General features: G+C 28.6%; 15 protein-coding genes. 13 read left to right on the top strand and 2 right to left on the bottom strand.

The window, feature by feature from the left end:
* Positions 1-67: 67 nt before the first annotated feature.
* Both DY168_RS09170 and DY168_RS09165 read right to left on the bottom strand, forming a co-directional pair.
* Positions 68-334 carry a hypothetical protein gene (locus DY168_RS09170; RefSeq protein WP_115641507.1) on the bottom strand — a complete coding sequence of 89 codons (267 nt, stop codon included), beginning with the start codon at positions 332-334 and terminating at the stop codon, positions 68-70.
* A 57-nt stretch (positions 335-391) separates the two neighbouring features.
* A complete protein-coding gene (locus tag DY168_RS09165; protein ID WP_115641506.1) occupies positions 392-1,450 on the bottom strand; it encodes an endonuclease/exonuclease/phosphatase family protein in 1,059 nt (352 codons plus the stop codon).
* A 295-nt stretch (positions 1,451-1,745) separates the two neighbouring features.
* Here DY168_RS09165 and trhO point away from each other — a divergent pair, with 295 nt between their 5' ends.
* From trhO to DY168_RS09100, 13 genes are all read left to right on the top strand, one after another.
* Positions 1,746-2,684: an oxygen-dependent tRNA uridine(34) hydroxylase TrhO gene (gene trhO, locus DY168_RS09160; RefSeq protein WP_115641505.1), complete on the top strand. Its 939-nt coding sequence runs from the start codon at positions 1,746-1,748 to the stop codon at positions 2,682-2,684.
* Between the two features lie 191 nt (positions 2,685-2,875).
* Positions 2,876-3,037, top strand: coding sequence for a streptolysin S family TOMM toxin (locus DY168_RS09155; RefSeq protein ID WP_115641504.1), 162 nt, complete (start codon positions 2,876-2,878; stop codon positions 3,035-3,037).
* Positions 3,038-3,132: 95 nt separating this feature from the next.
* Positions 3,133-4,095: a SagB/ThcOx family dehydrogenase gene (locus DY168_RS09150; RefSeq protein ID WP_115641503.1), complete on the top strand. Its 963-nt coding sequence runs from the start codon at positions 3,133-3,135 to the stop codon at positions 4,093-4,095.
* A 4-nt stretch (positions 4,096-4,099) separates the two neighbouring features.
* Positions 4,100-5,191 carry a streptolysin associated protein SagC gene (locus DY168_RS09145; RefSeq protein ID WP_115641502.1) on the top strand — a complete coding sequence of 364 codons (1,092 nt, stop codon included), beginning with the start codon at positions 4,100-4,102 and terminating at the stop codon, positions 5,189-5,191.
* A gap of 15 nt (positions 5,192-5,206) precedes the next feature.
* Positions 5,207-6,583 carry a YcaO-like family protein gene (locus DY168_RS09140; RefSeq protein ID WP_242984093.1) on the top strand — a complete coding sequence of 459 codons (1,377 nt, stop codon included), beginning with the start codon at positions 5,207-5,209 and terminating at the stop codon, positions 6,581-6,583.
* On the top strand, positions 6,558-7,208 hold the full coding sequence (locus DY168_RS09135) for a CPBP family intramembrane glutamic endopeptidase (RefSeq protein WP_115641501.1): 651 nt from the start codon (positions 6,558-6,560) through the stop codon (positions 7,206-7,208). The genes DY168_RS09140 and DY168_RS09135 overlap by 26 nt, the downstream gene beginning before the upstream one ends.
* 6 nt (positions 7,209-7,214) lie before the next feature.
* On the top strand, positions 7,215-7,943 hold the full coding sequence (locus tag DY168_RS09130; protein WP_115641500.1) for a SagF family protein: 729 nt from the start codon (positions 7,215-7,217) through the stop codon (positions 7,941-7,943).
* 35 nt (positions 7,944-7,978) lie between these two features.
* On the top strand, positions 7,979-8,914 hold the full coding sequence (locus DY168_RS09125; protein ID WP_115641499.1) for an ABC transporter ATP-binding protein: 936 nt from the start codon (positions 7,979-7,981) through the stop codon (positions 8,912-8,914).
* Between the two features lie 9 nt (positions 8,915-8,923).
* Positions 8,924-10,069 (top strand): SagG family ABC transporter permease subunit, encoded by a 1,146-nt coding sequence (locus DY168_RS09120; protein WP_115641498.1) that lies wholly within the window; start codon positions 8,924-8,926, stop codon positions 10,067-10,069.
* Complete coding sequence (locus DY168_RS09115; protein ID WP_115641497.1) at positions 10,053-11,195, top strand: ABC transporter permease; 1,143 nt, start codon at positions 10,053-10,055, stop codon at positions 11,193-11,195. The genes DY168_RS09120 and DY168_RS09115 overlap by 17 nt, the downstream gene beginning before the upstream one ends.
* A 150-nt stretch (positions 11,196-11,345) precedes the next feature.
* The gene (locus DY168_RS09110) at positions 11,346-12,530 is read left to right on the top strand and encodes a coenzyme F420-0:L-glutamate ligase (protein ID WP_115641496.1); all 1,185 of its coding nucleotides are present in this window, start codon (positions 11,346-11,348) and stop codon (positions 12,528-12,530) included.
* A gap of 99 nt (positions 12,531-12,629) precedes the next feature.
* Positions 12,630-12,848, top strand: a complete 219-nt coding sequence (locus tag DY168_RS09105; protein WP_115641495.1) for a YdbC family protein — start codon at positions 12,630-12,632, stop codon at positions 12,846-12,848.
* A gap of 374 nt (positions 12,849-13,222) precedes the next feature.
* Positions 13,223-13,378, top strand: coding sequence for a hypothetical protein (locus tag DY168_RS09100; RefSeq protein ID WP_115641494.1), 156 nt, complete (start codon positions 13,223-13,225; stop codon positions 13,376-13,378).
* The last annotated feature ends 339 nt before the right edge of the window (positions 13,379-13,717 follow it).

Genomic DNA, 13,717 nt, shown 5'->3' with positions numbered 1-13,717 from the left:
ATAACTATTTTTTTTGTTTGTTTTCAATAGGTTAACTTAATTATAAAAGCAACCTTTTGTTTTACATTTACATTCTAAAAAGAATCCACTCAGAAGTTTTCATATTAACTTTTAAATCACATAATGATATTTTATTATCCACTAGTATCTCACAAGTAAAGGTATATCCATAAACATCAGGTGAAAGTTTTTCTTTATCTCTTCTTATTATTCTTTTTATATTAAATTCGTGTTCTATACCGTCATCATTAGTAATAAAAAACTTGCATGGATTAATTATTCCAGCATTATCAAATTCATATACAACGGATATGGGTTTATTAATTAAGTTCATTGTAATTACGCTCCTTTACACAGTAATTAAGAGTTCTAGATGTGTTATTAGTATAATCTATTTTAATATAAAATAACCCGTTACAGGATTATGATCTGTATGTTCAAATTCTAAGTTATGTCCTGTTACCTTTTCAATACCTACATTTTTTGAAACTAAAAATCCATCAATTACCGATAGAAAGTTTTTCCCCTTTTCATATGGAAACTCAACTGTTCTTGATGAGGGAACAGTTCCATCTACAGCCCATTCAAAATCGCTAGATTTAAAGTTATCTGGTAGTTTCTGGAGCCAATCTGGAAAGCTCTCTGTAGAATCAAATTTGGTTGGGTCAGTATCTTCCATAAGATGGTTCCAATCTCCACCTACAATTATATAGTTTCCCTTCTCATATTCATTAGTTATATGTTCTTTTAAGAAGCTAAGTTGCTGATGTCTTATATTTCCACCCTTATCGTAAGCGGATAAATGAGAATTAATTAGTACAAGGTCCTTTCCGTCTTCTACGGTAGTACGAGTTTCAATAAAGCATCTATCAAGATCTCCAAGTTGCCTTGGCCAATTTTCTTTTCCAGGATAGTCAAATCGTGCTGAGTTAGAAATATTAAATTTAGATAGTGTAAATAGTCCACAATTTACATTTCCATGTGGTTTAGTAACTGGTATAGGTACCCATAAAACCTTATAGTTATATGCAAATGTTTTACCGTAACCATCCATTTCTTCGGATATATGTTCACGTTGATTTACGTTAAAACTTCTAGTAGATTTTTCATCAACTTCTTGAATAAAGTATATATCAGAGTTTTGATCTTTTAAAAAGTTTGTTATACCATCTAGGTTATTGATGGTTTCTTCCTTTGAGCTTGAACGAGACCCTTTCCCTCCATCCATGAAAAAGTCTTGACCTTTATCCATACCACAGTAACCTATATTGAAAGTTGAAACTGAAAAAGTAACATTTTTCTTAATAGCTTCAGAAGGATTATTTTCAGTGGTCAAATTTACTACTGCAGCAGGTTTGTAGTCTGTTATCATCAAAGTACATACAAAGATTAAAGATAATAATATTACAATTGCAACTATTAAAGATAGTGTCTTTGTTAATTTTGACATTATATCCTACCTCCTTAAAAATAAAAAAGAACTTAAACTTTAAGTATATAATATCATGAATTTTAAACAATTTATAGTAAGTTCTGTTTTCGGTAGCAAGTTTTCATATGAAAATATAATGGAATAAGTAGAAAAGATACAGTGTATTTTAGAATAGGATACTTATGCAGTAAAAGAAATTATAATTTATATTATTTACTTTCAATTAGACAATGAATACTATATAATAAATAATATTAAATAGACTTGAGTATGGAGTTATAATTCATACTATTTTAAGGAAGGAACATGATATATGGAAGATAAAAAAGATTATAGAGTATTGCTTTATTATAAATTCATTAACATAGAGAGTGTAGAAGATTTTGCAAAACATCACCTTGAATTTTGTAAGTCATTAGGTATTAAGGGTAGAATATTAGTGGCTAGTGAAGGGATAAATGGTACGGTTTCTGGTGAAACAGAATCTATTGAAGAGTATATGAAGGTTATGAAGGATGATAGTAGATTTAAAGATATGGTATTTAAAATAGATGAGGTAGAAAAAAATGCTTTTAAAAAGATTTTTGTAAGAGAAAGAAAGAGCATAATAACTTTAAATACTGAAAGTGATGTAAATCCAAATGAGATAACAGGAAAATATTTAAGCCCAGAAGAGTTTTGTGAAACACTTCAAGATGAAAATGTTATTGTGATAGATGGAAGAAATGACTATGAATATGAAATAGGACATTTTAGAAATGCTATAAAACCGGACGTTAAGGCATTTAAAGAGTTCCCAAAGTGGATAGATGAAAATTTAAGCCAGCATAAAGATAAAAAGATAATAACTTATTGTACTGGTGGTATAAGATGTGAGAAACTTTCAGGAGTGCTTTTAAACAAAGGGTTTAAAGATGTAGGACAACTTGAAGGTGGAATTGTAACCTATGGTAAAGATGAGAAGGTTAAAGGAAAGTTGTTTGACGGAAAATGCTATGTATTTGATGAACGAATATCTGTAAAAGTCAATAATACTAATGAAGATATTATTATATCAAAATGCAGTCATTGTGGTAAACCATCTGATAGATATATAAATTGTGCTAATGATGCTTGTCATGATCAGCACATATGTTGTAAAGAATGTGAAAATACTTATGAAGGATTTTGTTCTAGTAAATGCACAGAATATGTGATTTTGAATCCAGATAAAAATGGCCATTTAAGAAAGCTAAAGTTAACTAAAAATTAGAGGGAAATATATTTAAAGTAAACTTGAAAGCATGGAATATATATAGGGATATGGAGGATATAGGATGAACTTGACTTAAATTGAACTAATATGGTAAAATATAAATGTGGACAAGGCATATATTACCATATCCACGATAGAAATCATAAATATAAAAATTACTATACTTAAAACGGAAGGAGGATATTATAATGTTAAAGATGAATTCACATTTAGCTAATACTTGCAATAATACTGAGAAAGTAACTGTTGCCCCAGGAGCATGTTGCACATGTTGTTGTTGTTGTTGTTTAGCGATAAATGCATCTGCAGGTGGTACAGCTACAGGCGGAGCAACAACATTTAAACCATAATACAGTCTAAACTTATAAAATTAAATACAAAAAAAGTAAAAGATCCATAATTTAAATTTTAGGTTATGGATCTTTTTAAAAGAGGGGTAGTTTAAATGAAGGGTAGAAGCAAGAAAGAGCAAAAAGATAAAGAAGTAAATTCATATGAGAATCAATATCCGTATGAGAGTGACTTATTATCATTTAATACTCAATATTGCGCTATAACACCTTATGCTGATTCTACAGTATTAAGAACGCCTGATATGGTTATAAAAGGAAGCTTGTTTTCTAGAAACAATAGATTTACTAGTGAGGAATACTTATTAAATTTTAGAACAAGCAATAATTACATAGGATTTAGAGCAGGCTTATCTAGTTTCTTTCAAGCTCCAGCAGCTATAACTGGTGCCAATAAGGAAAAAGGAGAAGAAATTAGCAATGTGGTATTTTTATCACAACCTAAAAATATAAAAGCTCCTTTAGGAATGACTATTAAACAAAGAAGAAGTATTAGAAGTTACTCGGAAAATATCATGTCAGAGGCAGAATTATCTTCTATACTATATTATGCACAAGGGGTTTCAGGGGAAGAACATATAACGGGCATACCAGCTGGGCCTGATAGTATAAAATTAAAAAATGCACCTTCAGGTGGTGGATTATATCCAATTGAATTATATGTTTTAGTTCATGAGGTAAAGGGAATCGAAGATGGAATTTATTTATATTATCCATACTCACATTCACTTAAGCCAATAAAGATAGGAATTGAAAAAGATGAAGCATATAATTACGCTGAGTTTGGTGGAATTAAGGCAAACTCTTTAAATCTTATTTTCTTTTATGTTTATAATATGTATGTTAATACAAGAAAATATGGAGATGCTGGTATGGCGTATGGATTTATTGAAGCTGGTGAAACAGCTCAAAATATTCAGCTCACTTCTACAGCATTAGGTTATGGTTCCTGTGATATAGGTGGATTTGAAAAACAACATATAGAAAAGGTATTAAAAGTAGATGGAGTAACGAAACATGTTATACATACAACAGTTATAGGAAAAGAGGCTGATTAAATACATGAACAAGAGATTTACTATAAACGAGAATTTAAGAATATTTGATAATGGTTCTGATGAAATAAGGTTACGAATAGGTATATGGAATTATAATGAAGCAGTTTTAGATTTGAATGGGCAAACAGAAGGATTTAAAATTTGTATCAGGGATATATTTATGAAAATGCAATTAGCTAACAGTATTATTAAGGATGATATAGAGGATTATGATATATCAAAGGATGATAAAAATAACATAAAGTCACTTTTAGATGGATTAACTTCTGCTGGAATGGTATGCACTGAGGAAGAAAGAAGAACATCTACTCAAGTCGTTCAATCACTACTTGGAGATTATAAGTATTATGTTAGACCTGACAATAATAAAGCTTTTATAGAACCAAATAGAAAGGTTATCTTTATATCAGATAGCGAGTATTGTAAAAAGACAGCAGTACATTTAAGTGAGGCCATGGAACTTAAACTTGACCTTATTTCTGATGAATTATATAAGGAGATAGCTACCAGTGATTTAACTACAAAAATTGATGCTTTTAAAACTATTTCGATTATAGATAAGTTGAAAAGGGATCTAGAATCATATTCTACAATATTAGTATGCATGCATCGTGCAAAAATATCTTTATTACGAAACATTAATAGAATTGCTTTAGCATTAGAAAAGAGTGTTGTGGTTTCCTTTATAGATGGTCCATTTATAACAGCTTTTACTATTAATCCATCTAAAACAGGATGCATAGAATGCTTTGAGCAAAGGGCTTTGTCTAGAATGGAAGATCATGTATCTTATGATAAATTTGTAAATACCAAAATTGCTGAAGTTAAAGAGGAGAATAAAGGAATTATTCCTGTTTTAAATATGCTAACTAATATAGTTATCTCAGAAGGTTACCTCATAAACAATTTAGGTGCTTCAAAGTTTGAAGGAAGAGTATTAAGTGTATATGTACCAAGCTTAGAGATTCAAGTAGACGACATTCTAAGGGTACCATTTTGTCCTGCTTGTGGTAAGGTAGCTAAAGCCGACTTTGCAGAGATGAATATATCCTCAAGAAGGATAGTTGATGATATAGTAAGTAAAATTATGAAATAAGAGGTTGAAAGATAGATGGAAGCAAAAGATATGATTAAGTTTTATCCTAGTTTTAACAATATATTCGAAAACTTTCATGGATTAGCAGGTAATCAAACAGGAATTATGAAATCAACAGTAATGCCTTTGGTTAATTTCAATGATGGAGTATGTTTAAAGAGTATTACTGGTAATATGCCTAATTACCATAAACAACTTATCGATAACCCTAATATGGACGTTCAGTATCATATTATTGGTTATGGTACATATTATGAGGAAGCTTTAATTAAATATACTGGTGAGAGCATAGAAAGATATTCAACTATGGTAGCACCAAAATTAGTAGAAGAAGATATATTTTATGCAAGCTATAAAGAAGTAAGTAAACTTGGTAAGACTATGCCAATTAAATATATGGATGTGTTCACAAAAGATCAAATAAAACAGTCGTTTGAATATGGAATGGATATACACTCAGAAAAGATTACAGAGGACGATGTAATAGGTTGGATAAAATGCGCATCACTGTTTAATCCAAAGGAAAATATATGGGTTCCAGCTAAAATGATGTTTGTAGGATATCAAAGTAATATTAAAAAGTCAGAGAAATCATTTATACCATCATTTAGTACAGGAACAGCAGCGCATAAGTCATTAAAAAAGTCGCTGATTAATGCATTAGTAGAGTATATTCAAATAGATGCATTTATAATTAATTGGTATACAAAACGAAAATGTCCTTTAGTAAAGATAGATGATGAAAATGTTAAAAGGGTACTAGAAAGTGTAAAACTTGATGAAAATTCGCCTTATGAAATTATTCCAATGTATAATACTTTACCTGAACTTCCGCTACCTATATTTGGAGTGTTTTTAAAACGTAAGGATAAAAAAATGCCATACTTAGTTTATGGTGTACAAGGAGACTTCGATACTAAAAATGGTATGGTAAGAGCAATAATGGAAGCAGCAGCAATATCCTATGGAGGATATTACAGTGCTATTTATAGTAGAGAAAAACTTAAGTATGTATTAGGTGATGATCCTAAATTTTTAGATTTAGATATGAATGTTTTATATTATAGTGCTAGTGATAAGATGGAAGAAAAAGATGAACTTATAGATAGTTTAATAGAAGGAGAAATATTACTTTCAAAAATCAATACTATAGAAGATTTAAGTGAAGATAGTCAGCTTAACCATTTGATAAAGTATTTATCAAAGTTAAGTGAATATGCTGTTTATATGGATGTAACACCACCAGAGGCTAGAGAAAAAGGGTGGTATGTATCAAGAGTTTTAATTCCTGAAATACTAGAGATGTGTATACCAGAATTTCCTTTTGCAAATCATCCTAGGATATTAGAATACGGGGGAGTAAAAAATGAGTACCCACATCCTATGCCTTAATATACTTATATTACTTGTAACGCTAAGTCCTGTAATGTGTGCGCAAACTATTATGTACATAATAAATAAAGGTGTTATAGATTATAGTATGGATAAGTTCTTAAAAATGTTAGCAGTGGTATTAAGTATAGTTATATTTTTATCAGCTATATTTAAGATAGACCTTCTTATAGTTGAATTGCCTAAACAAAGCTATTGGTACTTATTGGGGCTTGTTTCTGTATTAGTTATATTAATTATAGAGGTATTAATATCTTACATAATAATATGTTTAAGTGGGAAGAGTGTAAGTGGTATAACACTCATAACAACATGGAAAAGATCTACTATTAAAGTAATTGGACTTAGTGTAATTGTTGCACTTTTAGAAGAAATGATTTTTAGGCAAATATGGTTTAGTATATTGATTAAGGAATTTAAAATAAATGCAATGATAGTTATTATAATTACAGGGTTTGTATATGCTATGAATCATATTTTTTTAGGTAAAAAGGTATTAATACAAAAGTTTGTTTCTGGTATTATATATGGATGTTTATTTTATTTTAGTGGTAACTGTGTAATAATACCTGTTATTGCGCACTGTGTACAAAATGGTGTGATACTTATGAAAGATAGAGGATAAAGTAAAATGCAATATTATAGATCATACATAATAATATTATTATCACTTATACTTACTCTTTTGTGGGCAATAATTTACAAGATACCCATTAGAAAAATGAAGTTATTTAAAAAAAGCTCTGTTTATGTTTGTGGATGGCTTAATATAGAAAAGGACACATATTTAGAAATCATGAATGCAACATATTTTGTGTTATTTGGAATAGTTGATATTAAACTACTTGCAAGTTATTTTAACATTAATATAGATAGTTTATTTTCATTAAACAAACTATGGTATGGAATATTTTTAATGTTAATGGTGTTTATTGTTTTAATTGAGATTACGATGCTAATAGGAGTTTTAGTTATAGAGATATTATTAAAAAGTAATATCAGAAAAACTATAAGTAATGTACATTGGATACCTTTTGATGAGAAATATCCAATGTATACAGCTATAATAAGACCTTGTTATATTGTGGTATTAGAAAGTATATTCTTTTACGGAATACTTATGAAAACTTTAACTATAAATCTTTATATGCCATTTATAAGTGCATTAATAATTGTAACTGTACTATTTACTTTAGGTAAATTATTAGTAGTAAAAACTAAAGAGCAGGCAGTAATTTTTGGAATTTGGAACCTTGTATTGTTTTTCACGAATGGATTAGTTCTAGGTTATACGGGAAGCCTTGTTATACCTATTATTATCTATTTTTTAAGCACTAGTTTTTGGGTATTCAAACATTAGAGCTGTTTTTTATTTATATGAAAGGGGACTTAGGCGTGAATATATTAGAAATTAAAAACCTGGTTAGAAAGTTTGATAATGTAATTGCTGTTGATAATATAAGTTTTAATATAAAAGAAGGTGAAATTTATGGACTCCTTGGACCCAATGGTGCTGGTAAAAGTACAGCTATAAATATGATATGCGGGCTTTTAACTCCAAACTCTGGAACTATAACTATTTTAGGTGAAGATATAAATAAAAATTCAAAGAACATAAGGTATAACATAGGAGTAGTTCCACAAGATATAGCAATATATGATGATTTAACAGCGTATGAGAATGTGGCCTTTTTTGGAAGCCTTTATAACATTAGAGGAAAAGAACTTAAACAAAGATCAGAAGAAGCATTAGAATTTGTAGGATTAAAAGACAGAGCGAAAGAATTACCGTCTAAGTTTTCTGGCGGAATGAAGAGACGGCTTAATATAGCCTGTGCATTAGTTCATAGGCCTAAATTGATGATAATGGACGAGCCTACTGTAGGAATAGACCCTCAATCAAGAAATCATATACTAGACTCCATTAAGAAATTAAATAAAATGGGTTGTACTATTATTTATACAAGTCATTATATGGAGGAAGTTGAATCTATTTGCACAAGGATAGGAATCATTGACAATGGAAAATTGATTATTGAAGGTACGAAGGAAGAATTAAAACAAAATAATTTAGAAACAAGTTCCATTTTAATTACAGTAAACTCAGTAAATGAAGTTAATGTGGATGAAATAGAAAAGATAAATGGAGTGTTGAAGGTTGCTATAGACAAAAACACTGTAATCATTAATACAAATACAAGAATAAATAACTTAGATCAAATAATAGTTTATTTTAACCAAAATCATATACATATAAACAATTTAGAGAATAAAGGAATGGATTTAGAAACTGTATTCCTTAATCTTACTGGGAGAAATTTAAGGGATTAGAGGTGTAGTATGATACTTTTAAATATAATAATTAAAGAAATAAAGCATATAATAAGAGATAAAAAAAGTATGTTTATGATGACTATATTTCCTATTATTATGATATTAATACTTGGTAGTGCTTTATCGCAAAGTTTTTCTGCATCTGATTCAATATCTAAAGTGAAAGTGTTGTATTTAATAAAAGATGAATTAAAAGTAGGAGAAGAATTTGAGAAGTTTGGTAAGGAAATAGAAAAGAATATGGATGTTATCTTTATTAAAATAGATAATGAAGATGAAGCTAAAGAGTCTATTAAAAATGGTAAGGTCGATTGTTATATAAAAGTAGATACTGAAGATACAATAGAACTTAACAGTAATAATATTAGAGATTTTAATGCTACTTTAGTAGAATCCTTGGTCAATACTTTTGTTGAAAAATATAATTTGCTTGAAGAAGTTTATATTGATAATCCTTTAGCTATAGAAAAAATAACAGAGGATAGCGGAGAGTTGAACTTTGTAAAGATTCAGTCTGTTGCAAATAATAAAATGCCAAGGTCTATAGATTATTATGCCATATCCATGTTTACTATGACCATTTTATATGGATGTTCAACTGGCATTATGTCCATGCTTAGAGAAAATGTTACTAAAACTAAAAATAGAATTTATGTAAGCTCAGCAAGTAGATTACAATTTATGATAGGTAAGGTTGTAGGGGGAACTATAGCTACGTCCTTTCAGGTAATCATGGTATTTTTATGCAGCAAATATATCATAGGAAGTAATTGGGGTGATAATATTTGGGTAGTATTATTAGTTTCATTTACAATGGTAATTATGTCTGTTTGTATTGGGGTAGGATCTTCATATATATTTAGAAACCCAAGTACTGCAAGTATAATTACTAATATCTTAATACCTCTTATGGTATTTTTAGGGGGAGGATACATTCCTCTTAATGCATTTAATAATAATCTTTTAAATTCTTTATCTAAAATATCACCAATAAGATGGACTAATAAGTCAATATTTCAGATTATATATGAAAATAACTTTAGTACAGTAGGAAAGGCTATATCAATAAATTTGATTACCGCATTAGTATTTATTGTTATTCCTATACTTTTTAGTAAAAGAGGAGGGAAGATAAGTGGTAAGTATATTTAAGATTTCAAGAAGAATATTGAAACAATCCTTTAGGAAAAAATCTAATATAATAACCTTTTTATTACTTCCTATAATAGGAGTTTTTGTTGCTTTAGTTTTTAATACAACAAAAGGGACAACGATTAAAGTTGGTATATGTAATTTAGATATTGGACATATTTCAAAAGACATGATAAATACTATAAGTACAAATAAAAAGTTTGAAATAATTGATCTAAAACAAGAGGATATAAACAATTTAGTTTCTAATAATGTAGTAGATTGCGCTTTAGTTATACCTGGTGACTTTAGTGATAGTATTTATAACAATAAATTTGACAGTATAAAAATAGTTACCATGCAAGGAAAAGAAATAACAGCATGGATTGAAAATGATCTTAATTATTATATCTCAAATCTAACAGATATATCTAAAGTCTCTGAAGGTGATAAAGAAATGTTTGATAAAATTTATAGCGGATATAAGGATCAAAAGTTAAAACTTAATAGTATAAAACTAAATGATGAAAGTATAAATAAAGGAGTCACTAAAAGTAGTATAGGATATCTAATGCTATTTATGATGCTAGGATCAAGTGTAACTGCTAATTGTATCATAAAAGATAAAGAGAATAGAACTTACTTTAGAATATTTTGTTCACCTATAAGTAAAGTGCAATATGTGTTTAGTAATGTATTAGCTAGTTTACTTATAATTTTAATGCAAATAGCTGTAATATTAATTATTTCAATAGGAATTTTTAAGTTAAACTTTTATATCAATATTGGAACTTTAATTATAATTTTAGTTAGTTTTGGATTAGTTTCAATAGGATTTGGAATAATAATGGCGGCATTTTCAAAAAGTACAGCTCAGTCATCACAAATCTCTAACATTTTTATATTGCCAACATGTATGCTTTCAGGGTGTTTATGGCCTATCGAATTCATGCCAAAGTTTTTACAAAGTTTTGCTAATATATTCCCACAAACTTGGGTTTTAAAAGCAGTAGAAGACCTCCAACATGGGATGACATTATGGGAAGTTCAATCTTACATATGGGTAACTATAGCGTTTGCATTTTTGTTTTTTATAATTGGGATAATAGAGTTTAAAAGAGATGAGAATTTAAAAAGGTTTGTGTAAAGTTTATTAAAAAGGCCAGACGGTGTACAGGGGTTTAATCTAACTATATGTATGATAAACTGTATTTTTTTTAATAAAACATAGATTCATTAGGCTATATATTGTATACTTATATAGGTTTTAAAATATATATTAAAGGAGATAAAAGTAATGATGAGAGCTTTAGGTACCACAGCAAGAGGGATTAGGACTCCAATTATAAAAGAAGGAGACGATCTTCCACAAATAGTTGTTGAATCTCTTTTAAAGGCAGTAGAAAGTGAAGGGTTTTCACTTCATGATAATGATGTTATTGGAATAACAGAGTCATTAGTAGCAAGATCACAAGGAAATTATGTAACTCTTCAAGATATTGCAAAGGATGTTAATGAAAAATTTGAAGGGGACATAGCACTTATGTTTCCGATACTAAGTAGAAATAGATTTTCAGTGATATTAAAGGCATTAGCATTAACAGGAAAGAAGATTCATTTATTTTTAAATTATCCCTCTGACGAAGTTGGAAATTCTTTAATGAATATAGATAAGATGGATGAACTTAACATTAATCCATATATTGATTTATTAACAGAAAAGGATTATAGAAAACTCTTTGGAGAAAAGGTAGAACATAAATTTACAGGGATTGATTATATCAGTATGTATAAAGAAATATCAGATAATATAATTATATACCTTGCAAATGATCCAAGGGAAGCATTAAAGTATAGTAAAGAAATTTTAGTTGCTAACATACATGAAAGAGAAAGAACAAAAAGGATACTTAAAAATGCTGGAGCAAAAACTGTCTATGGACTTGATGAAATTTTAACAGAATCTATAGATGGTAGTGGATATAATGCTGATTACGGTCTTCTTGGTTCAAATAAAGCAACTGAGGATAAAGTGAAATTATTTCCAAGAGACTGTAAAGAATTTGTTATTAAGGTTCAAAAGAGCATAAAGGAAAGTACCGGTAAAAATATTGAGGTTATGGTATATGGGGATGGTGCATTTAAAGATCCTGTAGGTAAGATATGGGAACTTGCAGATCCTGTAGTATCACCAGGATTTACAGATGGCCTTTTAGGAACACCAAATGAAATAAAGATAAAATACATAGCGGATAATGACTTTAAAGGTATGAGTTCTGCTGAAATGACAGATGAAATGAAGAAAAAGATAAAGGCAAAAGAAGGCAAAAAAGTAGAAGGAAATGAAAATCTTGGAACTACACCAAGGCAAATTACAGATCTTTTAGGGAGCTTATGTGATTTGATAAGTGGTAGTGGAGATAAGGGTACACCAGTGGTTTTAGTTCAAGGTTATTTTGATAATTACGCTACAGAATATTAAAATATCGTAAATTACCTTTAAAATATTATGATTATAAACATAGTTTATGAGTAATATAAAAGATATATTAACTCTATAAACTATAAGGGAGGTAATATTATGGCAGATATAAAATACGAAATAAAAGAAACTATAGGAACTATTTCTGAATCATCAAAAGGTTGGAAAAAGGAACTAAATCTAATAAGCTGGAATGGAAATGTAGCTAAATATGATATAAGAGAATGGGATCCTGACCATAAAAAGATGGGTAAAGGAATAACCCTTAGTAAAGAAGAGTTAAACGTAATTAAAGATATGATAAATAATATGGAATAAAATTAATAAAACATCCTCAGTGTAAAGTTTATAAACTAATACTGAGGATGTTTTATTTTTTATTTAGTAATGGGGGATAAAGTAATTTATTATTTTAATATAGATACTAGAGAGGGGGACTAACTAGTATCTATATACTAAAGGGGTTTTATTAATTACTATAACGTTATTATAATAGTAACTTGTTACAATGATATGTCAGCAATAAATATTATTTGTTAACAATTAAATCTATATAAATTTAAGATGGGATAACCCGTTAAAGTAAATTTAAGGTTAACAAATCTGTATATGGTTTTATATTTAAGATTATTTATAAGGTTAATTATACATACTAGTATTGAAGAAATTAAATTTGATTAGAGGTGAAAGATATGAATAAGAAAGATAAAAAAGAATGGAGTAAAGAAAATTATTTAGCAAATGGTCATAAGACTCAAAATCAATGGGCTAAAAATAAGCTTGCAACTACAGTAGAGGAGCCAGGGATTAATGAGAGTGGGTTAGAAGCTAAAAGAAAAGGATATTAGTTTATATAAAGTTGTTGTTTTAAAAATATCTAAAATTAAAGTTATCTAAAAGATTTATTAGATAAGATAGAAGATAAAGAAGAACTAGGGAAAATAGGCCTAGTTCTTTTTTATTGTAAGAAAGTCTTAATGATTATAAATAGGTGATTGTAAGATTTTAGTTATATTATATGTGGTAAAATTTTAAAATTATCTAACTAAGATAGTAGTTGGTAGTTATAAAATCGCTAATGGAGATTTAAATTACGTTATTGATGAAGGTGGCAAGGGGATTTTAAAGGACCTTTCTCATAATATAAACAATATTAAGAGCGGACTTAAAGATTCTATTGATAGTGA

This window comes from Clostridium putrefaciens, assembly GCF_900461105.1.
GTDB classification, from domain to species: domain Bacteria; phylum Bacillota; class Clostridia; order Clostridiales; family Clostridiaceae; genus Clostridium_L; species Clostridium_L putrefaciens.
This window is presented reverse-complemented; position numbering and strand designations above follow the sequence as displayed.